Genomic DNA, 22,353 nt, shown 5'->3' on the forward strand with positions numbered 1-22,353 from the left:
CCCGCACCATGGCCAAAGCCCGTTCACCCAAGGAAAAAGTTCTGCTTCCCCCGGTTGTCGAGGAGGAGAAGCCCAAGCGGCGCTCGACACGGGCCAAGACGGTGGAGCGCGAGGAGCCGGAGAAGCCCACGCGCTCGCGCCGCACGGCGGCCCGCCGCGAGGAGGAGCCCGCGGTCGAGGCAGCCCCCGCCCCCGCGCCCCCGCGCCCGGTGCTCACGCCCATGCCGTCCCAGCCGGTGCCCGTGCGGGACGACGAGTACCAGGAGGCGCGCGCCTCCGAGGAGCCGCGGGAGGAGGAGCCCTCGGCTCCGGCCCCGGCGCCCGAGGCGACGGACGCTCCCGTGGTCACCGAGGTGACGCGCGACGGGGCGCCCATGCAGGTCATCAAGCTCAATGACCTCAAGCGCATGAAGATCACCGACCTGGCGAAGATGGCCCACGACTTCGGCATCGAGGGCTACCAGGGGCTCAAGAAGCAGGATCTCATCTTCGCGCTGCTCTCGGGCATCGCGGACAAGAAGTTCGAGGTACACGCCGAGGGCGTGCTGGAGCTGCTCAGCGACGGCTTCGGCTTCCTGCGCAGCGCGGACAGCGACTACCAGGCGAGCCCGGACGACCTCTACGTGTCGCCCTCGCAGGTGCGCCGCTTCAACCTGCGGCCCGGCGACACGGTGACGGGCCCCATCCGCCAGCCGCGCGAGGGCGAGCGCTTCTTCGCGCTGCAGAAGGTGGACAAGGTCAACTTCGCCGACCCCCTGTCGGAGGTGACGCGCGACCGCATCCTCTTCGACAACCTCACGCCGCTCTACCCCACGCGCAAGCTCAAGCTCGAGCACGACGGGGCGGAGATGACCACGCGCATCATCGACATGTTCTGCCCCATCGGCCTGGGCCAGCGCTGCCTCATCGTGGCGCCGCCCAAGGCGGGCAAGACGGTGCTCCTGCAGAACATCGCGCACGCCATCTCCAAGAACCACCCGGACGTCTACCTCATCGTGCTGCTCGTGGACGAGCGCCCCGAGGAAGTCACCGACATGGCGCGCAACGTGCGCGGCGAGGTGGTCAGCTCCACCTTCGACGAGCCCGCCACGCGCCACGTGCAGGTGGCCGAGATGGTCATCGACAAGGCCAAGCGCCTGGTCGAGCAGAAGTATGACGTGTGCATCCTGCTCGACTCCATCACCCGTCTGGCGCGCGCCTACAACACGGTGGTGCCCGCCTCGGGGAAGATCCTCTCGGGCGGCGTGGACGCCAACGCCCTGCACAAGCCCAAGCGCTTCTTCGGCGCCGCGCGCAACATCGAGGAGGGCGGCAGCCTCACCATCATCGGCACGGCGCTCATCGACACCGGCAGCCGCATGGACGAGGTCATCTTCGAGGAGTTCAAGGGCACGGGTAACTCGGAAATCGTCCTGGACCGCAAGCTGATGGAGAAGCGCATCTTCCCCACGCTGGACATCAACAAGTCCGGCACGCGCAAGGAGGAGCTGCTGCTCACCCAGGCGGACCTGGTGCGCATCACCGCCCTGCGCCAGGTGCTCCACCCCTTCACGCCCATCGACGCGATGGAGTTCGTGCTCAAACACATGCGTCCCACCGCGGCGAACGCCGAGTTCCTCGGCTCGATGAACCGCTAGACTCGGGGCCTCCTGGAGGAGGCCTTCATGTCGCGCATCCGTTGTTCTTCTCTCGCCGCCCTCGCCCTGGGGGCGGCGTTCGTTTTGCTGGCGGGCTGTGAGCCGGTGGACCTGGACTTCGGCAACATCCCCGTGTCCGAGTCCGACCGCGTCTGCTACTCGGACGCGGACTGCACGGGCAACGCGTGCTGCGGCCTGGGCACCCGGCCCACGCACGTGCAGGACGGGCCCAACTGCTCCGGGGTGCGCTGCGGCGGAGACTGTCCCGAGGACGGCCTGGAGTGTGGCCGCTGCACCGTCATCTGCCGCGACTCGCGCTGCGCGGCGGCCTGCCAGGGCTGAGCGGCCCCGGGCTCAGTCGATCGCGCCCGACAACTCGATGGCCGAGGGCTGGGTGGGCTGGGCCTTGAGGCGCGCGTAGTCGAAGCACGCCACGAGGATGGAGGCCACGGGCACCGCGAAGAGCGCGCCCACCAGGCCGAACATCTTCTCGCCGCCAATGAGGCTGAAGGCCACGATGACCGGGTGGATGCGCGCCGCCGAGCCCATGATCTTCGGGTTGAGGAAGTAGGCCTCCAGCGCGTGGATGCCGATGATCCACACGAGGATGATGACGCCCTTCTGGAAGCCGTCCGCCAGCGCGATGAGCACGATGGGCACCGAGCTCAGGATGGTGCCGAAGATGGGGATGAGGCTGAACACCGTGGCCACGCTGGCCAGCAGGAAGGCGAACTTCACCCCGAACAACAAGAGCCCGATGAAGGTGAGCGCCCCGTTGACGAGGCAGATGGTGACCTGGCCGCGCACCACGCCGGACAGCGAGCGATCGATGCGCTCGAGCAGCCGCTGGGAATCCGTGCCGTACTCGGCCGGCAGCAGGCTCGTCACGTAGGCCACGATGGCGTGCGCGTCGATGGACAGGAACGCGGCCACCATGAGGATGAAGAACATCATGAACACGCCCGTCACCACCGAGGTGATGATGCCGCGCGAGAGGGTGACGATGTCGCCCAGGTGCCGGCTCACCAGCAGGCGCAACTGCGCGGCGCTGTCCTGGATGAGCTTCTCCATGTCCAGCATCAGCCCCACGCCGGGCGTGCCGCTGCGCATCTCCGCGGGCGTGGCGAGCGCCACGGGAATGCCCCGCGCGCGCAGCCACTCCTCCACCCGGTCGGCCAGCACGTGGATGCGCTCGGGCGTGAGCGAGTTGACGAAGGCCACGCCCTCGCGGCTCACCCGCGCCAGCTCGCCGTAGAGCTGCGGCACCATGGCGATGAAGAACAGGTAGAGCACGAGGAAGAAGAGCGAGTAGATGAGCAGGATGCCCGCCCAGCGGGGCACGGCGTGGCCGCGCACGCGCACGCGCGTGAGCCGGGTGACGAGCGGATGCACCAGGTAGGCGATGAGCGCGGCGCTGGCGAAGGGCAGCAGCACCGAGTGGAACACGACCAGCACGACGGCGATGGCCGCCCACAGTCCGGCGAGGATGACCAGGCGCTTGCGGCGCGGGTCCGGGATGTCCGACTCGTGAGGCTCCGGCATGGCGCGGCTTATGGCAGAGGGGCGCCTGGGGCTCAAGCGGTGGGCCCCTGGATGAGCCGCCGACGGGCCTCCAGCCGCTCCAGGCACTTGAGCATCAACCGGCGGTTGACCCGGCCCTCGGTGGCCTCGCCCAGGCCCAGCATCTGGTCCACGAGCCACCGGTTGAGCAGGAGCAGCGGCAGCCGGTCCGTGGGCGCGAGTCCCCGCTCCAGGTAGCGCTTGTTGCGCATGTAGTCGTCGTACGCCTCGTGCTCCCGCTCCAGCTCCCAGCGCGACAGCCGCAGCGCCTCGTCGTAGACGGCCTCGGCGGGGCGGGGGGTCGGCTCGGTGAACAGGGGCGCGAACGTGCCGCCCACGTCCAGGTCCACCTCCTGCACCGGGGGCGGCCACTGCCGCAGGTCCTTGGCCAGCAGCTTGGCCACCTCCTCCAGGAGGTGGTCCATCATGGGAACCGGTTTGGTCTCGAAGAGGTAGTCCCAGCGCGACGCCATGGGGAAGTCCTACCCCAGGCGGGTCCTCAGGTGAACCGCTCCACGAAGTTTCGGAGGATCTGCTGCCCGGCGCTGGTGGGCAGGATTCCCGCCAGCAGCCGGGGCACGCGCTCGCCGGGCGCGAGCCCATGGCGCGGGGCGTCGGCCTCCAGCTTCTCCGCGCGCGCGAGGATGAGGGCGCGCATGGCGGCCGGATTCACCTCCGGGTGGAACTGGACGCCGCGGATGCGCGGCCCGTAGGCGAGCGCCTGGATGGGGGTGTGCGCGTTGCCCGCCAGCAGCGTGGCCCCCTCGGGCACCCGCTCCACGACGTCCTCGTGGGTGGTCTGCACCGCGAAGCTGCCCGGCAGCCCCGCGAAGAGCGCGTCCTCCCGCCCCTCGGCGTTGAGCCGCACCTCCACGGTGCCAATCTCCCGGCCCTGGGTGCTGCGCACCACCCGGCCCCCATGGGCATGCGCGAGGAGTTGGTGCCCAAAGCATACCCCGAGCACCGGCGTGCCCCGGGCGGCGGCGGTGAGCATGAAGTCCGCGGCGCGCTCCATCCAGGGCTCCACCTGGGTCACGGACAGGGGCGAGCCGGTCATCATCACCCCGTCGTAGCCCGCGGCGCTCGCGGGCAGGGGGGCGTCGCGGTGGACGTGGAGGATGTCGAAGCGGCATCCGCCGGGCGCGAGCGTCTCGACGAACCAGTGTTCGTAGTCGCCGACGCTCAGTTGCACGGGCCGGGCCGCGTCGCCAGCTTTCAACAGGAGAACGTTCTTCATGGTCTTGCTCCAGGTCGGGTTGCCGCGGCGGCGGGGGTTCCCTACGTTCGGCTGCCGCTTGTGTTGACGTCCGTCCAATTCACACGTGCCGTCCGGGATTCCGAACATCTTGGAGGGCCCCTGCCCGTACACTCGCGCCACGGCGGCTTGGGTTCAAGCTGTGCATCGCGAGGTGTGGTGGGGATCCCGGTGGGCACGCGCGTCCGGGGAAACTGAAAGAAGACGGCACAAGGGGCACTTTCTGAATGGGCGTCGGGAAAAGGAAGAGGCCAATGGCGAGTCGTTCCAAGGCGAAGGTCATCACGTTGCCATCTCCCGCGAGCAGGCGGGCGCGCGCGAAGGACAAGGAGAAGGAGCGCGACACCGGCAGGCCCCTGGGGCGCGTTCCCTCGGGCACGGACGTGCTGCACAAGTGGTTCGAGGAAAAGGGCATTCGCCAGGTGAAGCTCGGCGCGGTGGACCTGGACGGCGTGTGGCGCGGCAAGTACGTGTCGGTGGAGAAGTTCTTCTCCGCCTGCAAGAGCGGCATGGGCTTCTGTGACGTGGTGTTCGGCTGGGACATCGCGGACGAGCTGCTCGACAACACGAAGGTGACGGGCTGGCACACGGGCTATCCGGACGGCATGTGCCGCGTGGACACCAGCAGCGCGCGCATCATCCCCTGGGAGCCGGACACGGCCGCCTTCCTGCTGGACTTCGTGAACCCGGACGGCTCGCCCTTCGAGCCGAGCCCGCGCCAGCTGCTGCAGAAGATTGGCCAGCGCGCGCGCGACATGGGCTACCTGCCCAAGTTCGGCGCCGAGTACGAGTTCTTCATCTTCAAGGAGACGCCGCAGACGCTCAAGGAGAAGGGCTACTCGCAGCTCACGCCCCTGACGCCCGGCATGTTCGGCTACTCGTGGCTGCGCACCTCGCTCAACGCGCCGCTCGTGCACGCCATCATCAATGGCTGCCGCGACTTCGGCGTGGAGCTGGAGGGCTTCCACACCGAGACGGGCCCGGGCGTGTTCGAGGCCGCCATCCGCTACGACTCGCTGGAGAAGATCGCGGACAAGGCGGTGCTCTTCAAGACGGCGGTCAAGGAGATCTGCGCGCGCCACGGCCTCACCGCCTGCTTCATGGCCAAGGTGGACCCGAAGCTGCCCGGCTGCTCGGGGCACATCCACCAGTCGCTGTGGTCGCTCAAGGAGGACGAGAACGTCTTCCACGATCCGGACGACCGCGACGGCATGAGCCAGACGATGCGCCACTACCTCGGCGGGCAGATCGCGCTGATGCCGGAGCTCACGGCGCTCTACTGGCCCACCATCAACAGCTACAAGCGCAGCGTGGAGAACACGTGGGCGCCCACCACCGCCACGTGGGGCAAGGAGAACCGCACCACCGCGGTGCGCGTGATTGGCGACAGCCCCAAGTCCATGCGCCTGGAGTACCGGCAGACGGGCGCGGACATGAACGCCTACCTCGGCATGGCGGCGAGCCTGGCCGCGGGCCTGTGGGGCGTGGAGAACGAGGTGGAGCTGCCCGAGCGCTGCGCCGGCAACGGCTATGCCTCCGAGGCGCCGCTCCTGCCGCGCACGCTCAAGGAGGCCGTGACGCTGCTCAAGGAGTCCGAGCGGGCCCGGCAGATCCTGGGCGAGGAGTTCGTGGACCACTTCGTGCGCACGCGCGAGTGGGAAGCGCGTCAGTACGAGCGCGCCGTGACGAGCTGGGAGCTCGAGCGCTACCTGGAGCTCATCTAGTAGGAGAGCGAGAACCGCAATGAAACCCTTCGACTTGCCGAGCGAGCCGCGCATCACCGAGATGTCCTGGCCCACGAAGATCGTCTTCGGGGCCGGGGCGCTGCAGCGCGTGCCCGCGCAGGTGTCCCGGCTGAACATGAAGCGTCCGTTGGTGGTGACGGACGGAGGCGTGGTGAAGGCCGGGCTCGCGCAGCGGCTGTACGACGTGCTCAAGGGCGCGGGCGTGGCGTATGTCGCCTTCGAGCAGGTCAAGCCCGACCCCACCGAGCACGATGCCTTCGCGGGCCTGGAGGCGTACCGCGCCGGGGGCTGCGACGGCATCATCGCCATTGGCGGTGGCAGCCCGCTGGACGCGGCCAAGCTCGTGCAGGTGCTCGTCACGCACGAGCCGCCCCTGTCGCGCTACGACGACGCCACGGGCGGCGACCAGTACGTGCGCGACAACATGCCGCCGCTCATCGCCATCCCCACCACCGCGGGCACGGGCTCGGAGGTGAGCCGCTCGGGCGTGGCCACGCTGTCGGACACGGGCCGCAAGACGGTCATCTTCAGCCCGTTCCTCATGCCCAAGGCGGCCATCTGCGACCCGGAGCTCACCCTGGGGCTGCCGCCCGGGCCCACCGCGGCCACGGGCATGGACGCCTTCACCCACTGCCTGGAGGCCTACCTGTCCAACGGCTTCCACCCGCTGGCGGACGCGGTGTCCATCGACGGCATCGCCCGTGTGGCGCGCTCGCTGCCCCTGGCCGTGAGTGACGGCAAGAACCTGCTGGCGCGCACGGACATGATGGTGGCCGCCTTCCAGGGCGCCATGGCCTTCCAGAAGGGGCTCGGCGCCTGCCACGCCCTGGCGCATGCGCTCACGCCCACCTCCGGCGTCCACCACGGTCTGGCCAACGCCATCGTGCTGCCCGTGGTGATGGAGTTCAACCGGCCGGTGTGCACCGCGCGCATGGCCCGCGTGGCCCAGGCCATGGGGGACTCCTCCAACGCGCGCGAGGAGGTGCTCGCCGCCAACGCCGTGGAGCGCGTGCGCAAGCTCAACCAGACCGTTGGCATTCCGACACGTCTGCGCGACGTGGGCGTGCAGGAGAAGGACCTGGAGCGCATCGCCGACAAGGCCTTCCAGGACGCCTCCCATCGGGGCAATCCTCGCCCTTGCACCCAGGAAGACCTACTCGCGATGATCCGCGAATCGTATTAGGTCAAACCGACGGGACTGGGACCCGGAGGCAATGCACGTTCCAACCCCGAACATACTCACTTCACAGCGCGCTCGGTGGCCACAAGATTACCGGTCGCGCTTATGGACAATGAGAAAGCCATCCTTTCGGGGCGGTTCGGTAGCCATGTGAAGCGCCTCCGGAATTCACGTAAACTGACGCAGGAGCAACTCGCCGAGCGCAGTGCGCTGTCCGTCGATGCCATCCGGCGCATCGAGCGCGGCGGGTTCTCTCCTTCTCTTGAAACCCTCAACAAGCTGTCGGGCGGTCTGGACCTGTCCTTGAAGACGCTGTTTCACGGCTTCGGCCGGGAGAAGCCCGATCGGGTCGCGGAGCTGTGTGACTTCCTCGGGCGCCTGTCCGGGCGCGAAGTCCAGTTGGCCTGGCGGGTCATTCATGCGATGTTCGAGGAGAAATGACGGGAACACCCCGCGTCGTGCTGCTGGTCGAGGATGAACTCGACTTGCGAACGGTCATCGAGGAGTTGCTCATCGAGGAGGGCTTCCAGGTCGTGTGCGCGGCGGATGGTGTGGCCGCGCTCGACTGGGTGTCCGCCGGAGGGAAGCCCTCCCTCGTGCTTCTCGACTTCTTCATGCCCCGGCTGAGCGGGGATGAGTTCATCCAGCGGCTGCGGGCCATTCCCGCGCTCGAGCGGGTGCCGCTGGTGGCCATGAGCGGCGCGGAAGTGAAGCACGCCGATCTCACGGCCTCGCTGCGCAAGCCCTTCGAGCTGTTCGATCTCGTGGATCTGGTGCATGCGCTGGCCCGAGCGCCCTGAGGCTCCCCGAGGGGAGCCCGGGACGCCGCGTCAGGGTTGAATGCCCGCGTCCGGTGCGGCCAGCTGCATGCCGGGCTCGTCGGCCTCGGGCTCCGCGCCCTCGGGCACGTCGTTGAGCTCCGTCGTGCCCACCACGGCGTTGGGCACCGCGTCCCCGCCCGCCTGGGGCGTGAACTCCAGCATCTCCACCGCCACCGAGCCCGGCATGCGGAAGTCCATGGCCGTCACCCGCGGCTTGTCGCGCAAGTCGTAGAGCTGCTGCGCCAGCGAGCCCGCCTGGACGCGCTGGTCCGAGAAGAAGACGTAGATGCGCACCTTGCCTTCCTCCACGGGCACCCGGAAGCTGGAGTTGTAGATGCGCTTGCCGGGCTCGCATCGGATGGAGCGGTTCTCGCGCGTCATCGTCAGCTGCCGGATGACCCCTTTCTCGGACACCGTGTAGAGCAGGCAGTAGGGGTACTGGCCCTCCTTGGGGATGATCTCCACCGTGGACCCACTCAGCGTCTTGAGCTCCGCACGGGAGGGCAGCGCGGACTTCTGCTCCTGCTGGCAGCCCGCTGTCCCCAGTGCCACCGTCATCATGGCCCACATCCACCGCGTCATGCGCCCTCCTGGTGCTGGTTGTCCCGATTCTGGGAATACCCGTTCTCGGACGCCAGACGTTTCGTGCACGAGACGCCTGCCCGTCCGCGCGTGAACAGACGCCTCGCGTCATGGCGGGGGGCCGTGGGGAAGCGCGCTCGGGGCGGGCTCAGGGCCGCTGGTAGACGATGACCTGGGGCGCCTCGTCCAGGTAGAGCCCGGTGACGGGCGTGCGGGTGCCGTAGGCCTGCCAGAGGGCGAACTCGTGCTCGCGGAACTCCTGGTGGTACTGGTAGGCCGCGACGTCCGAGTCACCGAGGCCCGCCGGGCGCAAGTCGGCGCGCAGCAGGCCCTCTCGCTGGTAGTCCTGGAAGGCGAAGCCCGTCACCTCGTGCAGGAAGAGGCGGGCGTTGCGCGGCGCGTGCGCGTTGATCCACGGCAGCACGGCCGTCACGTTGCTCGACCAGAACTGGCGCTGCATGCCCAGGGAGGCGGCGCCCGGAATGCCGCCGGCGAGCTCCGAGTAGTAGCTCGTGCCGTAGGGGAACACGCGCACGAGCGCGAGCAGCGCGGGCAGCAGCACCGCGGCGAACACGGGCGCGGCCACGGCGGAAAAGGGCAGGCGAGGCCAGCGCGCGCGGAGCGTCTCGACGAGCGCCGCGCACCCCCGGCACACGGCCACGCCCGCGAGCAGGCCCAGGAACGGCATCGAGGGCAGCCAGTGCTTCACGCCGCCGAAGTGCGGCACGCTCGGCGGGCTGATGATGAGCAGGGCGGCGATGGCGTGCAGCCCCACCAGCCCCTCGGCGAGCGTGAGGGGCGTCACCCAGGCGCGGGTGCGGGCCGCGAGGCCCAGGAGCGCGCGCGCGGCGAGCACGAGCCCGCCCGTCACCATGGGCACGAAGAGGCTGGTGGGCACGGTGAGCGCCGTCTTCACGACCACGTAGCTCCACGGGAAGGGCGGCTCGCGCATGAGCGTGCCCAGGTAGAACCAGGCGTAGTGGTTGTGGGTGGCGTGGAAGACGAGGTACCAGGCCGTGCGGTCCACCGGCGCGTGCCAGAGGTAGGGCCAGTGCAGGTAGAAGACGACCGGGCCGAACGTGGCCATGGTGGCCAGGGGCAGCAGGGCGAGCGCGGTCGTGGGGTGCGTCGCGTGGAGCACGTGCAGCAGGCCCAGGGCGCCCACGGCGAGCACGACGAACAGCAGGGTGTGGGGGCTGAGCAGGAAGAACTTCCGCTGGAAGCCCTCGGGCCCGAGGCTCACGAGGAGCAGCGCGTAGAGCACCGCCACGGCGCCGAACAGCCCCACCACCCGCCATAGGGCGGTGCGCGCCACGGGCTGCCCCTCGCTGCTCGTCCACGCGCGCCACAGGGCGAAGGGCGCCAGGGTGAAGGGCAGGAAGAGGGCGTTGTGCTTGGTGGCCACGGCCAGCCCGAAGAAGACGCCGCACAGCACGCCCCAGTGGCGATCCTCCAGCGCGCGCCAGAAGGCGTAGACCACGAGCAGCCACATGGCCGCGATGGGCATGTCGAAGCACGCCAGCTCCGCGTTGAAATACTGGCGCGGCACGAGCAGGAAGGAGAGGGCGGCGAAGAGGCCCGCGGCGCGGCTGAACACCGCGCTGCCCAGCAGGAAGGCGAGGGCGGGGATGAGCGCCGCCAGGGCAAAGGCCGGCAGGCGGAAGGCCGCGGCGGGGCGCAGCCACCCGAGTGTGTCGTGGAAGAGCAGGTGCGACAGCCCGAAGAGCGTCTTCATCAACGCCGGGTGCTCGTGGTTGTAGTCCCAGGCGCGCACGATGGCCGCGTCGGTGAGGGCCCGCCCGGGCTCGTGCACGAGCTGCTGGAACCAGCGCGCGTAGTCCCGCGCGGCGTGGAAGTAGAAGCTCTCGTCGCGGGTGAAGCCCACGGCGGACTCGGTGGCCCACAGCGCGCAGAAGGCGAGCGCCCACAAGCCCAGGGCGATGAGCTTCTCCGGGCGGGTCGCGGCGCGGCCTCGGGTCGTCATGCGCCCTCCCGGGGGCCGAGCGCGAGCAGGTCCAGGCACACCTGGCGCGTCTCCGGGTTGTCCGCCTGGACCCAGAGCTTGAGCGTACGGGGCTCGCCCGGAGGCACCTGGCGCGAGACCTTCTGCACGCCCTCGAGCCCCGGGGGAATGGCGATGGACAGCGCGGGCGCCTGGCTCCGGGCCTCCTCCACGCCCAGGTGGGTGATGCTCAGGTGGGGCGCGTGGGCGGCGGCGAACTCGAAGATGAGGCCCCCCTCGAGCCGCCACTCCGTGCCCGCGGGCACGCCATCGAACTCGGCCACGAGCCGCTGGGGCCCCCCGGGCGGGTGCATCCACAGGCAGTGGCGGGGCTGGTAGCGCAGCTCGTGCCACTCGGGGGCCACGTACAGGTGGGAGGCGCCCAGGCATCGGTGCGCCCGGCCATCGAAGGGGCAGTCCGTGCGGGTGCCGTCCGGAGACTCCAGGTAGACGCGGGCCCGGGCATGGGCCTCCGAGGCCACGAAGCGCCGGGGCTGGTGACGGCCGTTCGTGTACAGCGTGAGCGTCAGGGGCCCGGCCTGGCGGGGGGCGCCCACGGCGGTGCGTCCGGGGAGGAACGCGGCCTGGAAGCCGGCCGCGTCGGCGCGCGGCAGGCCGGGCTGTCCGAGCACCCAGACGCGCGGGTGGGCGTCCAGGTCATCCGCGTCCGAGCCGAGGTAGCCGTATACGGGCGTCTGGGAAGGCAGGTAGAGCCGGGCGCGCTCCGTCCACCAGGGAAAGAGCAGCACCGCGTCCCCCGGGCGGGCCTCGGCGCTCAGCCAGCCGGCTACGGCGCGGTAGTCCTGCTCCGAGGGGAACAGGCCCGGCAGCCGCAGCTGGAACACGAGACAGGCGAGGGCGACGAGCAGCAGCCCTCCCAGCTCCACCAGGGGGAGGGCGCGCGACGGCGACCTAGGACTTGGCAAGGCGGAGCTTCTGCTCGCTCTTCTCGCGGCAGAAGCTGCAGAAGGAGGGCTCACCCGTGTTGAAGGACGGCGTCCAGGGCGGGTACATCGCGCAGCGCGGATCCAGGCAGTGGTGCAGGCCCCACAGGTGGCCAATCTGCTGCAGCGCGTTGCGGGCGATGGGCTTGAAGGCCGCCTCGAAGTCCTTGTGCCCGTGCGTGGTGATGATGGCCCGGTTCTGGTTGTACAGGGCGTAGCCGGTGGTGGGCGCCTTGCCGCCGGGCAACTCGCGCTCCTTGAGCTTGCGCGAGGTGATGAAGAGGACCTTGTCGTCCTCGTAGGCGCGCACGCCCTTGATGTCCTTGATGAGCTGCTCCGCGTCCAGGGGCTCGGACATGCCCGGGGGCACCTCCTTCTGGCCGGAGTGCTCGCTGCCCACGCCAAACGCCGTGTAGAGCGCCTGGCAGAGCTTGGCGGTCTGCTTTTCGTCGAAGGAATCCAGCGTCACGACGCGAATCACGGCGGGTCTCCTCGGAGACGGGACACGCGGTCCCGGGGGACGTCACTCATCGGACTCGAAGTCCTCGTCCAGGTCGGCCTCGGGCTCGGCCTCGGTGTCCTCGGCCTCGTTGGGCCGGGCCTTGGGCGGACGGCCGCGCTTCTTGGGCGCGGCGGCGGCGGCCTCGGCACCCTCGGGCTTGGGCTTGGGCGGACGGCCGCGCTTCTTGGGCGCGGCGGGAGCGGCCTCGGCGCCCTCGGGCTTGGGCTTGGGCGGACGGCCGCGCTTCTTGGGCGCGGCGGGAGCGGCCTCGGCGCCCTCGGGCTTGGGCTTGGGCGGACGGCCGCGCTTCTTGGGCGCGTCGCCGTCGCCGGACGCCGCGGCCTTCTTGGCCTTGGGCTCGCCCTCCTCGTCGGAGTCCTCGCCGCCCTCGCCGCCCTCTTCCTCGGAGGACTCCTCCTCCTCGGCGGGCTCCTCCTCGTCCGGAGGCAGGTCCAGGTCGCCGTCCAGCCCGAGCAGGTCCGCGTCCAGGCCGAGATCCTCGTCGCCCTCGCCGCGGGTCTTGAACTCGGCGGCGGTGCGCTTGGGCCGCTCGCGGCCGGGCGGGAAGAGGACCACGTCGAGGGAGTCCTCGGCGTTGGCCTCGGAGATGTTGAGCGCCGCGGCCAGCTCGGACACCAGCAGGTGCCGGGCGTTGTCGTAGAGCTCGCGCTCCTTGGTGGGCAGGGGCCGCAGCTCGCTGAGCACCTGCAGGCCCTTGACGACCTCGGCCAGACCGAGCAGCCCGCCCTGGGTCATGCGATCCAGGTTGGTGCGGGCGCGCTGCTTCCAGTCCAGGTCCGCCTTGTCGCTGTCGGAGCGGAGGAAGTCGAAGACCTGGGTCACGTCCTCGCCGCCCGCGACCTTGCGCACGCCGATGGAGAGCACCTTGGCCTGAGGCACCATCACCACGGCCCCGTCTTCTTCCCGGCGCATCGTGACGAACGTGAGCTTCTGACCGGCCACTTCTTTGACGTCGATGGCCGAGACCCGGCAGACCCCCTGGTTGGGGTAGACCACCCGGTCGCCAACCGAGAGCTGGAGTGACGCGGAGCCTTCTGGCATGTCCCCCTCATCGTCGGAGAGTAAGAGAGCGGCGCAGGTCGTAACATAACCCTTCGCCGATGCCACGACTTACCGCCGGGGATTTCCGTTCCCCTCTTGTGCGGCCGTGCGGACGAGCGGGTGTCCCCTTTCCGGGAGGGCCCGGTGCTACAGGCCGCTACAGGCCGAGCGTTGGCTCGCGAACGCTTGGAGGAGGACTCAGGGCATGCGCATCACGGCGTCGATGCCGAAGCAGATGCGGGCGCGCCAGGGCGGCGGGGGCATGGCGGCCAGGGTGAGCAGCTTCTCCAGCCGCTCCACGGTGTCCTGGCGCAGGGTGCCGAAGTTGACGCCGAAGGAGGGCAGCACCTCGGCGCCGCCCGCGGACGTCCAGGCCACCTCGCCATGCAGCATGAGCGTGCCGAGCGACAGCTCCATCTCCAGGAGGAAGGGCATGCCGACCTTCACCGTGGTGGGCAGGGCGGGGGCTTCCACCTCCAGGCCCACGCCGCCGCGCGACAGGTCGCGCACGAAGAAGAGCGGGGCGAAGGGCGTCTCCTCCTCGGAGGCCGGCAGGTTCAAGGGGATGCGCGCATGGCGGCGCAGCTTCTCGTACTCCTGGAGATCGAAGATGCGCTGGAGCACCGTGTCCAGGCCGCCCCGGTCCTGACCCGGGTCGTACTTCACGGTGAGCAGGTAGCGGTCACCGGGCTGGGGCGTCGAGCGCACCACCTCGCCCAGCACCTCCACGGGCTTGGTGAGGCCCGGGTTGTGCAACTCGAAGACGAACCGCGTGCCCACCGGAAGGCTCTTCTGGGTGTGCAGCGTCACACCCCCCCGACCGATGCTGCGTGTGTACTCACTCAGCAGATCCTCGGGCTTCTTGTAGGCCACCTTGAGGCGCACCTCGCCGAGGGTCTGCTTCGTGCCGCTCTCGCTCATGCCGGGAAGCATACGGCAAAATCCGGAGCGGGCCTCTTTCGTGCCCGCCCCGTTCCTCGTCTCGTCCGGCGAGCGGGCACTCAGGCCTTGGGCAGCTCGCCGACGTGGAGGGAGAGGGCCTCCTTCTTGTAGACGTACGTCGCCTCGGACGTCTGGATGGTGCCGTCGAACACCAGCTTCACGCTGCCGGCGTGCGTCGCGGTGGCCGACACGTCCATGGTGAGCTTCACGTCCACGTCGAGCGTGTCGGAGATCTCCCCGTCGATGCTCACCCGGCCCTTGTGGGCGATGGCGAAGCCCAGGCCCATGAGGTCCGGCTCCAGGTTCAGGCCCATGGAGGTCTTCAGGGTGCCGTTGAACTCGTTGCGCCCGTCCTCGTTGCACGCGTCGTAGGTGACGGAATAGGTGAACAGTCCGCCGCCCGGGCCGCCCTCGGTCGTCAACTCCAGGTGGGCCGTGCCGCCGTGGAAGCACGTGGCGCTGAGCGTGAACCCGGAGGTGGCGCCGCTGGCCATCGCCCGCGAGATGAGCGCCTGGCCCGTCGTGTTGTGGCCCCGGCCCGGCGCCTGCGAGAGCTGGAACACGGCCTGGGCGGCCCCGTCCTTGCCTCCTCCGAGCTTCGCGCCTCCACAAGCGGACAGACCCAGGGCCAGCGCGGAGACCACCAGCGGACGAATCGAACGCGTCATGTGTGCACCTTTCGTCGTGTCGCGGCGGCGTGCTGCCCGGGGCCGCTCGCGAGGCGCGTCATGACAGAGGGCCTCGCGCGGGGTCAATGCGACACGGGTCTGTACGGGCCTGTTGCATTTCTTGACCGGGTAGGGGGCCGCGCGTATTTTCCGCCGCCCGAAGTGGATCGGAGTGGCAAGGAGTGGCGTGATGGGGATCGGCCGGGCTGACAAGGTGGTTGCTTCCGCGTGTTCCGAGGCGTCTACGAGCACCAGATCGACGCGAAGGGGCGCACGAGCCTCCCGTCACGGCTGCGCGAGACGCTCGTGGGGGGCTACGACGAGCGCCTCATCGTCACGACGGCGCTCGATCCCTGTCTGCACGCCTATCCGGTGCGCGAGTGGGAGCAGTTGGAGGTGGCGCTCGCCCGCCGCAACCCCCTGGAGCCCGGGGTGAAGACGTTGATGCGGCTCTACGTGGCGAGCGCGCAGGAGTGCCCCCTCGACAAGCTGGGGCGGTTGGTGATCCCCCCGTCGCTGCGAGCGCACGCGGGGTTGGACAAGGACGTGGTGTGGGCGGGGATGGTGAAGGTGATCGAGCTGTGGAGTCGCGAGGGCTGGGCGCGTGCCCAGGAGGAGGCCCGCAAGGAAGCCTCCAGCGCGGACGTGATGCGCGTGCTCACCGAGCTGCGCCAGTAGCGGACCAGAAGTTCGACGTGATGCGGGAAAGCCGGGAAGGTGGCGACATGAACCAGGTAGCCGAAGCGCAGGGCATCCGCGCGGTCTCCAGTGGCCGGGTGGAGACGCTCATGCTCGAGGGGGAGCTGCTGGAGCGGGATCTCGTCCAGGTGTGCGAGGACCTGGCGCTGCGCATGCAGCGCGGCCTGCGCAACGCCGTGCTGGACTTCAGCGACGTGAGCCACCTGGACTACCGCGGCGTCAAGCCCCTGTTGGCGCGCGCCGACGCCTTCCGCAAGGCCGGCGGGGACATCAAGCTGTCGGGCCTGTCGCCCTACCTGGCCGCCATCTTCCGGGCCGCCGGAGCGCATGACAGCTTCGAGCTCTACCCGCACATGAACGACGCCCGGGCCGCCTTCGCGCTCTCGCGCGCTCCGTTCGTCTGACGCCTTGGCTGACTTCGGCCACCAGACCGTCCTCCTGCGCGAGGCGGTGGATGTCCTCCAACCGGGCGCGGGCAAGGTGATCATCGACGGCACGCTCGGTGGGGGCGGGCACTCGGCGGCCCTGCTCGCCCGGGGCGCGCGGGTGCTCGGCGTGGATCGGGATCCCGTGGCGCTCGCGGCCGCGCGGGCCCGGCTCACGGACGCGTCCGCCTTCGAGGCCCGTCAGGGCAACTTCAGTGAGCTGCTCACGGTGGCCGCGGACGTGCTGCCCGTGGACGGCGTGCTGGTGGACCTGGGCGTGTCCTCGCCGCAGCTGGACGTGGCCGAGCGGGGCTTCTCCTTCCAGAAGGACGGGCCGCTGGACATGCGCATGGGCGACACGGGCCGCACCGCCGCGGAGCTCATCGACGAGGAGGACGAGGCGCAGCTCGTGCAGGTGCTGCGCGAGTACGGCGAGGAGCCCTTCGCCCGGCCCATCGCCCGCGAGCTCAAGCGCGCCCTGCCCGCGCGCACCCTGGAGGCCGCCGAGGCCGTCAAGCGCGCGGTGCCGCGCAAGGCCTGGCCCCAGAAGATCCACGTGGCCACGCGCACCTTCCAGGCGCTGCGCATGGCGGTGAATCAGGAGCTGGAGTCCCTGGAGTCGCTGCTGGCCGCGCTGCCGCGCCTGCTCAAGGTGGGGGGCCGCGCCGCCGTCATCTCGTTCCACTCGCTGGAGGACCGCAAGGTGAAGGAGACCTTCCGGGACCTGGTGGGTGGGTGCAAATGCCCGCCGGGCCTCCCGGTGTGCGTGTGTGGTGGCCAGGGGGACTTCACCCTGGTGACGCGCAAGGCGCTCGCGCCCTCGGACGACGAAATCGCCGCCAACCCCCGTGCCCGTAGCGCGCACCTGCGCGTGGTGGAGAGGATTCGATGAGCCGCAGCAAGTTCATGTCGTCGCGAGGGATGGGCGGGACCGCCCGGGCCCTGGGTCCCAATGGCGCGTCGGTGGGCCGGGTGTTCCTGCACCTCTTGCCCGCGGTGCTGCTCTTCGGACTGTTCGCCGGGGTGGGCATCCTCCACGTGACGAGCCGGGTGCTGGTGGTGGACATGGGCTACCGGCTCTCCAAGGCCGAGGCGGAGGGGCGGGACCTCACGCGCGAGAATGATCGGCTCAAGCTGGAGCTGGCCACGCTCAAGAACCCAGCGCGCCTGGAGCGGCTCGCGCGCGAGAAGCTGGGCATGGCCATGCCCGCGGGCCCGGCCGTCATCGCCCTGCCCGAGTCCGGTGGCAAGCGTCCCGTTCAGGCCCGAAGCGCCCCGGTGGTGCGCGTGGCGGAGCGCGGCGGAGCACTCTGAGGAGGCGGGCGTGAGGGACTTCAAGACCACGCGGGCTCCCGAGCCCAACACCCAGTGGATGCGGCTGCGCGTGAAGCTGCTGGCCGGCTTCTTCGTCTGTCTGCTGATGGCCGCCTTTGGCCGCGCCGTGTTCCTGCAGGTCGTCGAGCGCGACAAGCTGCGCGGCATGGCCCAGGATCAGTACGTGCGGCAGATCGAGATTCCCGCCCGGCGCGGGGACATCTTCGATCGGCGCGGCTCGCCCCTGGCCCAGAGCGTGGAGGTGGACTCCATCTGGGTGGATCCCTCCCTGCTGCCGGACGTGAAGGACACGGCGCGCGCGCTGGCCCGCACGCTCAAGCTCGACCCGAACGACGTGCTCAACCGGCTCACCCGGGGCCGGCGCTTCGCCTGGGTCAAGCGCCAGGTGACGCCGCGCGAGGTGGAGGCGGTCAAGGCCCTGGGGCTGCCGGGGTTCGGCTTCACCAAGGAGCCCAAGCGCTTCTATCCCCAGCGGGAGCTGGGCGCGCACGTGGTGGGCATGGTGGGCCTGGATGGCCACGGCCTCGAGGGCCTGGAGATGGCCTTCGAGGACGAGCTGTCCGGCCAGAACTCGCGCCTGTCGGGCTTCCGGGACGCCAAGGGCCGCAAGCTGCTGATGACGGGCGCGCCGGACACCCAGGATCGCCAGGGCGCCACCGTGACGCTCACCCTGGATCGGCACCTGCAATACGTGGCCGAGAAGGCGCTCTCGCGCGCGGTGGTGGACGCCCAGGCCACCGCCGGCATGGCCATCGTGATGGATCCGCTCACCGGGGAGCTGCTCGCCATCGCCAACGAGCCGCGCTTCAACCCCAACGCCCCGGAGAAGCAGGCGCGCGCCGGCATGCGCAACCGCGCCGCGCTGGACGCCATCGAGCCGGGCTCGACGATGAAGTCCTTCGTCGTGGCGGCCGCCCTGGAACAGAAGGTCATCAAGCCCGAGGACTCCTTCTTCTGCGAGAACGGCTCCTGGCGCGTGGGCAAGCACACCATCCACGACACCCACGAGCACGGCTGGCTCACCCCGAAGGGCGTGCTGCAGGTGTCCTCCAACATCTGCTCGGCGAAGATCGCCCAGCTGCTCGGCCGCGAGCGCTTCGTGAAGAGCTACCGGGACTTCGGCTTCGGCGAGCGCACGGGCCTGTCCCTGCCCGGCGAGAGCCGGGGCGCCATCCCCTTTCCCAAGGCGGAAGTGTCCCTGGCGACCCAGGCCTTCGGCCAGGGCATGACGGCCACCGCCGTGCAGATGGCGGCGGCCTGGAGCGCGCTGGCCAACGGCGGCGTGCTGATGCGGCCCTACCTGGTGTCCAAGGTGGTGGACCCGGACGGGGTGGTGTTGCTGGAGAACCGTCCCACCGAGGTCCGGCGTGTCATTTCCCCCCAGACGGCCCGCACGGTGGTATCCATGCTCGAGAGCGTGGTGGTCAAGGGGGGAACCGCGACGAAGGCGGCCATGGAAGATTACCGCGTGGCGGGCAAGACAGGCACCGCCCAGAAGGTGGACCCCGTGGCTGGAGGGTACTCGGACAAGCGCATCGCTTCCTTCGTCGGCGTGTTGCCTGCCGAAAATCCGCGCGCGGTCATCCTCGTGATTGTGGACGAGCCGAAAACAGACGTGTACGGGGGAACCGTGGCCGCTCCCGCATTCAAGGAAATAGCTACCGCCGCCATGGCGCACTTGGCCGTCCCGCCTTCGCGGGAGGTGCCGTTGCCGTCCTCCGCCGTGTTGGCGGCGGCCGTGCCGGCTCCCGCGGCCAAGGCGGTGGCGGCGCGGGCCGTGGTGGAAGAGGTCGTCACCGAGAACGTGGAGCCGGGCTCCGTCCGCGTTCCGGATGTCATGGGTCAGGCAGGACGCGAGGCGGTGACGAAGCTGCTCTCCGCGGCCCTGGAGCCACAATTGTCAGGTAGTGGACGCGTGGTAGCGCAGACTCCCGCCGCCGGTTCGCTGGTGGAGAAGGGTGCGCGGGTGACGCTGGAACTGGCGACGCGGCAATGAGGCCGTGGCGCCGAGGTCCGGCCGTCGCGCGGTATTTGTGAAGGGGAAAAGATGAAGCTGACGGATGTCCTCGCAGGGTGTGGTGCCGAGCAGACCTCGGGCGGCCGGACCCCGGTCGATGTGACGGGGGTGTCGCAGGACTCGCGCAAGGTGAAGCCGGGTGACCTGTTCGTCGCCGTGCCTGGCACGAAGGAGGACGGCGCCCAGTTCGTGGGTGAAGCCGTGTCTCGCGGTGCCGTGGCGGTGGTGTCGGAGAAGCCGCTGTCCTCGCAGGTCCCTTACTTCAAGGTGTCCAACGCCCGGAAGGCCCTGGCGCTCATCGCCGCCAACTTCTACGGCCGCCCCGCGGATCAGCTCTCCGTGCTGGCCGTCACGGGCACCAATGGCAAGACGACCACGAGCTATCTGCTCGAGGCCATGGCCGCCGCGGCCTACACGTCCACGGGCGTGATTGGCACGCTGGGCTACAAGTTCAACGGCGAGACGCATCCCACCGCCCACACCACGCCCGAGCCCTTGGAGCTGCACCGCATCCTCCGCCAGATGGTGGACGCGGGCGTGGAGACGGTGGTGATGGAGGTGTCCAGCCACGCGCTCTTGCAGGAGCGCGTGCACGGCATCACCTTCAAGGCCGCCGCCTTCACCAACCTCACGCGCGACCACCTCGACTACCACAAGGACCTGGAGGAGTACTTCCAGGCCAAGCGCAAGCTGTTCGTGGAGAACCTCTCCCAGAGCGGCGTGGCGGTGGTCAACGGCGACGACACCTACGCCACGCGCATCTACACCGAGCTGCGCGGCCAGAAGCGCATGGCGTGGAAGTTCAGCCGCCAGGGCAACGGGGAGATCTCCTGCGCGGGCGTGGAGTTCACGCTCAAGGGCATCCAGGGCACGCTCAAGACGCCCGCGGGTGACATCCCGGTGAAGAGCCGGCTGCTCGGCGGGCACAACCTGGAGAACATCCTGGCGGCGGCCGGCCTGGCGCTCGGCGCGGGCTTCGCGCGGCGCAAGGACGTGCAGACGGGCATCGAGCGCATGGCCGGCGTGGCCGGGCGCATGGAGCGCGTGGAGAACCACGGTCCCCCGGCGGGCGCGCCCGCGGTGCTCGTGGACTACGCGCACACGGATGACGCCCTCAAGCGCGCGCTGGAGGCGGCGCGGGCCATGGCCAAGGGCCGGGTCATCGTGGTGTTCGGCTGCGGCGGCGAGCGCGATCCCGGCAAGCGGCCCCTCATGGGCGCCGCGGCGGCCGAGGGTGCCGACCTGTCCATCCTCACGAGCGACAACCCGCGCAACGAGAACCCCGAGGACATCATCGCCCAGGTGACGCCGGGCATGGAGAAGGGCGGCCTGCGCCGCATCTCCGCGGGCAAGGCCAAGAGCGGCGAGAAGGGCTACCTCGTGGAGACGGACCGCAAGGCCGCCATCGAGACGGCCATCTCGCTGGCCAAGGAGGACGACGTGGTCCTCATCGCGGGCAAGGGGCACGAGACGTCCCAGACCATCGGGAGCGAGAAGCGCGCCTTCGATGACCGCGAGGTGGCGGCGCGGGTGCTCGCCATCCGCACCCCGTAGCCCTGGCGCGCGAGCCTCCCTTCCATGGCCGTGACATTCTCGGATGAGCAGGTGGTGCGCGCGACCGGAGCCATCCGGCGCGGCGCACCGGCGGCGGAGTTCCAGGCCGTCTGCACGGACACGCGGGCGCTCGCGCCCGGGTGTCTCTTCGTGGCGCTGCAGGGCGAGCGCTTCGATGCACACGACTTCCTGGCTCAAGCGGCCCAGGCGGGGGCCGGCGGCGCGGTGGTCAAGCGTGGCCGGGCCTTGCCCCCGCTCCCCGAGGGCTTCACGCTCTATGAGGTGGAGGACACGCTCCAGGCGCTCGGCGCCCTGGGGCGTGCCTGGCGCGAGCGCTTCCGGATTCCGGTGGGCGCGGTCGGGGGCTCCAACGGCAAGACGACCACCAAGGAAATGGTGGGCGCCATCCTCTCCACGCGCGGCCCCGCGCTGAAGACGGAAGGCAACTTCAACAACGAGATTGGCCTGCCCCTCACGCTCTTCCGCCTGGAGCCCACGCACGTGGCGGCGGTGGTGGAGCTGGGCATGAACCAGCCCGGGGAGATGACGCGGCTCACGCGGGTGGCGCGCCCGGACGCGGCCGTCATCACCGTGGTGCAGCCCGAGCACCTCGAGGGCCTGGGCAGCCTCGAGGGCGTGGCCGAGGCCGAGGGCGAGATGTTCCGCGAGCTGCCGCCCGAGTCCGTGGCGGTGGTGAACCTGGACGACGCGCTCATCGCCGCCCAGGCGGCGCGGAGCCGGGCCCGTCAGCTGACGTTCGGGCGGCACGCCGAGGCCCAGGTGCGGCTCGTGCGCGTGGAGCCCCGGGGCCGTCAGGGTCTGGACATGACGGTGCGCTGCCAGGGCCAGGACTGGCCGGTGCGGCTGGGCTTCGTGGGCGAGCACAACGCGCTCAACGCCACGGGCGCCTTCGCCCTGGCGGTGGCGCTGGGCTACGCGCCCGAGGCGTGCGTGGAAGGACTGGAGCGGGCGCGGCCGTACGCGCGTCGGCTCAACGTGGTGGACGCCCCGCACGGCGTCACCGTGGTGGACGACTGCTACAACGCCAACCCGGCCTCCATGGGCGCCGCGCTGGACACGCTCCGCTCGCTGGTGGGTGAGGGCGGTCGGGCGGTGGCGGTGCTCGGCGACATGCTGGAGCTCGGGCCCGGGGAGCTGGAGGAGCATGCGCGGCTGGGCGTGCTCGCGTCCGGCCGGGCGGAGCTGGTGGCGTTTTTCGGGCCGCGCTCGCGCGAGGGCCTGGGCGCGGCGGGCCTGGGCGAGCGGGCCGCCCATTTCACCGAGGTGGAGCCCCTGTTGGCGTGGCTCCAGCCCAAGCTCAAGGCGGGAGACGTGGTGCTGGTCAAGGCGAGCCGTGGCATGCGGCTGGAGCGCGTGGTGGCGGGTCTCACCGGCGTGACGTCGGCGGCGGGGGGACACTAGG

The 22,353-nt window shown here is 70.2% G+C and carries 23 protein-coding genes; 13 read left to right on the plus strand and 10 right to left on the minus strand.

Going from position 1 to position 22,353, the window contains the following annotated elements; translation table 11 throughout:
* Positions 1–8 precede the first annotated feature (8 nt).
* Together rho and I3V78_RS12015 are read left to right on the plus strand one after the other, a co-directional pair.
* Positions 9–1,637: a transcription termination factor Rho gene (gene rho / locus I3V78_RS12010; RefSeq protein WP_204487233.1), complete on the plus strand. Its 1,629-nt coding sequence runs from the start codon at positions 9–11 to the stop codon at positions 1,635–1,637.
* Positions 1,638–1,664: 27 nt separating this feature from the next.
* Positions 1,665–1,979: a hypothetical protein gene (locus I3V78_RS12015; RefSeq protein WP_204487235.1), complete on the plus strand. Its 315-nt coding sequence runs from the start codon at positions 1,665–1,667 to the stop codon at positions 1,977–1,979.
* 12 nt (positions 1,980–1,991) lie between these two features.
* On the opposite strand, the gene I3V78_RS12020 is transcribed toward I3V78_RS12015, so the two are convergent.
* The 3 genes from I3V78_RS12020 to I3V78_RS12030 are packed head-to-tail and all read right to left on the minus strand — an operon-like array spanning position 1,992 to position 4,434.
* The gene (locus tag I3V78_RS12020; protein WP_204487237.1) at positions 1,992–3,179 is read right to left on the minus strand and encodes an AI-2E family transporter; all 1,188 of its coding nucleotides are present in this window, start codon (positions 3,177–3,179) and stop codon (positions 1,992–1,994) included.
* Between the two features lie 32 nt (positions 3,180–3,211).
* The gene (locus tag I3V78_RS12025; RefSeq protein WP_204487239.1) at positions 3,212–3,670 is read right to left on the minus strand and encodes a hypothetical protein; all 459 of its coding nucleotides are present in this window, start codon (positions 3,668–3,670) and stop codon (positions 3,212–3,214) included.
* Positions 3,671–3,696: 26 nt separating this feature from the next.
* Positions 3,697–4,434: a glutamine amidotransferase gene (locus tag I3V78_RS12030; protein ID WP_204487241.1), complete on the minus strand. Its 738-nt coding sequence runs from the start codon at positions 4,432–4,434 to the stop codon at positions 3,697–3,699.
* 272 nt (positions 4,435–4,706) lie between these two features.
* Here I3V78_RS12030 and I3V78_RS12035 point away from each other — a divergent pair, with 272 nt between their 5' ends.
* The 4 genes from I3V78_RS12035 (at position 4,707) to I3V78_RS12050 (ending at position 8,177) form a co-directional block, all read left to right on the plus strand.
* On the plus strand, positions 4,707–6,176 hold the full coding sequence (locus I3V78_RS12035; protein WP_204487243.1) for a glutamine synthetase family protein: 1,470 nt from the start codon (positions 4,707–4,709) through the stop codon (positions 6,174–6,176).
* A 19-nt stretch (positions 6,177–6,195) separates the two neighbouring features.
* Positions 6,196–7,380: an iron-containing alcohol dehydrogenase gene (locus tag I3V78_RS12040; RefSeq protein ID WP_204487245.1), complete on the plus strand. Its 1,185-nt coding sequence runs from the start codon at positions 6,196–6,198 to the stop codon at positions 7,378–7,380.
* 102 nt (positions 7,381–7,482) lie between these two features.
* The gene (locus I3V78_RS12045) at positions 7,483–7,818 is read left to right on the plus strand and encodes a helix-turn-helix domain-containing protein (RefSeq protein WP_204487247.1); all 336 of its coding nucleotides are present in this window, start codon (positions 7,483–7,485) and stop codon (positions 7,816–7,818) included.
* Complete coding sequence (locus tag I3V78_RS12050) at positions 7,815–8,177, plus strand: response regulator (RefSeq protein ID WP_204487249.1); 363 nt, start codon at positions 7,815–7,817, stop codon at positions 8,175–8,177. The genes I3V78_RS12045 and I3V78_RS12050 overlap by 4 nt, the downstream gene beginning before the upstream one ends.
* Positions 8,178–8,207: 30 nt before the next feature.
* Here the strand turns inward: I3V78_RS12050 and I3V78_RS12055 are convergent, their stop codons facing one another.
* The 7 genes from I3V78_RS12055 to I3V78_RS12085 form a co-directional block, all read right to left on the minus strand.
* Complete coding sequence (locus I3V78_RS12055) at positions 8,208–8,780, minus strand: hypothetical protein (protein ID WP_204487251.1); 573 nt, start codon at positions 8,778–8,780, stop codon at positions 8,208–8,210.
* A 148-nt stretch (positions 8,781–8,928) separates the two neighbouring features.
* The gene (locus I3V78_RS12060) at positions 8,929–10,764 is read right to left on the minus strand and encodes an ArnT family glycosyltransferase (protein WP_204487253.1); all 1,836 of its coding nucleotides are present in this window, start codon (positions 10,762–10,764) and stop codon (positions 8,929–8,931) included.
* Positions 10,761–11,708 (minus strand): hypothetical protein, encoded by a 948-nt coding sequence (locus I3V78_RS12065; RefSeq protein ID WP_204487255.1) that lies wholly within the window; start codon positions 11,706–11,708, stop codon positions 10,761–10,763. Before I3V78_RS12065 ends, I3V78_RS12060 begins: the two co-directional genes overlap by 4 nt.
* Positions 11,695–12,207 carry a hypothetical protein gene (locus I3V78_RS12070; protein WP_204487257.1) on the minus strand — a complete coding sequence of 171 codons (513 nt, stop codon included), beginning with the start codon at positions 12,205–12,207 and terminating at the stop codon, positions 11,695–11,697. The genes I3V78_RS12065 and I3V78_RS12070 overlap by 14 nt, the downstream gene beginning before the upstream one ends.
* A 42-nt stretch (positions 12,208–12,249) precedes the next feature.
* The gene (locus I3V78_RS12075) at positions 12,250–13,290 is read right to left on the minus strand and encodes a CarD family transcriptional regulator (protein ID WP_204487259.1); all 1,041 of its coding nucleotides are present in this window, start codon (positions 13,288–13,290) and stop codon (positions 12,250–12,252) included.
* Positions 13,291–13,488: 198 nt separating this feature from the next.
* A complete protein-coding gene (locus I3V78_RS12080; protein ID WP_239576393.1) occupies positions 13,489–14,223 on the minus strand; it encodes a PilZ domain-containing protein in 735 nt (244 codons plus the stop codon).
* Between the two features lie 68 nt (positions 14,224–14,291).
* Entirely contained in the window at positions 14,292–14,900 is a 609-nt protein-coding gene (locus I3V78_RS12085) for a hypothetical protein (RefSeq protein WP_204487261.1), read from the minus strand.
* Positions 14,901–15,128: 228 nt separating this feature from the next.
* Here I3V78_RS12085 and mraZ point away from each other — a divergent pair, with 228 nt between their 5' ends.
* Genes mraZ through I3V78_RS12120 form a run of 7 tightly spaced genes read left to right on the plus strand, consistent with a single transcriptional unit; the run spans position 15,129 to position 22,352 of the window.
* Positions 15,129–15,578 (plus strand): division/cell wall cluster transcriptional repressor MraZ, encoded by a 450-nt coding sequence (gene mraZ, locus I3V78_RS12090; RefSeq protein ID WP_204487263.1) that lies wholly within the window; start codon positions 15,129–15,131, stop codon positions 15,576–15,578.
* 47 nt (positions 15,579–15,625) lie between these two features.
* Positions 15,626–16,003, plus strand: a complete 378-nt coding sequence (locus tag I3V78_RS12095) for an STAS domain-containing protein (protein WP_204487266.1) — start codon at positions 15,626–15,628, stop codon at positions 16,001–16,003.
* Between the two features lie 4 nt (positions 16,004–16,007).
* On the plus strand, positions 16,008–16,916 hold the full coding sequence (gene rsmH, locus I3V78_RS12100; protein ID WP_204487268.1) for a 16S rRNA (cytosine(1402)-N(4))-methyltransferase RsmH: 909 nt from the start codon (positions 16,008–16,010) through the stop codon (positions 16,914–16,916).
* A 29-nt stretch (positions 16,917–16,945) separates the two neighbouring features.
* A complete protein-coding gene (gene ftsL / locus I3V78_RS12105; RefSeq protein WP_204496602.1) occupies positions 16,946–17,338 on the plus strand; it encodes a cell division protein FtsL in 393 nt (130 codons plus the stop codon).
* 10 nt (positions 17,339–17,348) lie between these two features.
* Positions 17,349–19,355, plus strand: a complete 2,007-nt coding sequence (locus I3V78_RS12110; protein ID WP_204487270.1) for a penicillin-binding transpeptidase domain-containing protein — start codon at positions 17,349–17,351, stop codon at positions 19,353–19,355.
* 51 nt (positions 19,356–19,406) lie between these two features.
* Positions 19,407–20,930 (plus strand): UDP-N-acetylmuramoyl-L-alanyl-D-glutamate--2,6-diaminopimelate ligase, encoded by a 1,524-nt coding sequence (locus I3V78_RS12115; RefSeq protein WP_204487272.1) that lies wholly within the window; start codon positions 19,407–19,409, stop codon positions 20,928–20,930.
* 24 nt (positions 20,931–20,954) lie between these two features.
* Positions 20,955–22,352, plus strand: coding sequence for a UDP-N-acetylmuramoyl-tripeptide--D-alanyl-D-alanine ligase (locus I3V78_RS12120; protein WP_204487275.1), 1,398 nt, complete (start codon positions 20,955–20,957; stop codon positions 22,350–22,352).
* Position 22,353 lies beyond the last annotated feature (1 nt).

It is taken from the genome of Archangium primigenium (genome assembly GCF_016904885.1).
Lineage (GTDB): Bacteria > Myxococcota > Myxococcia > Myxococcales > Myxococcaceae > Cystobacter > Cystobacter primigenius.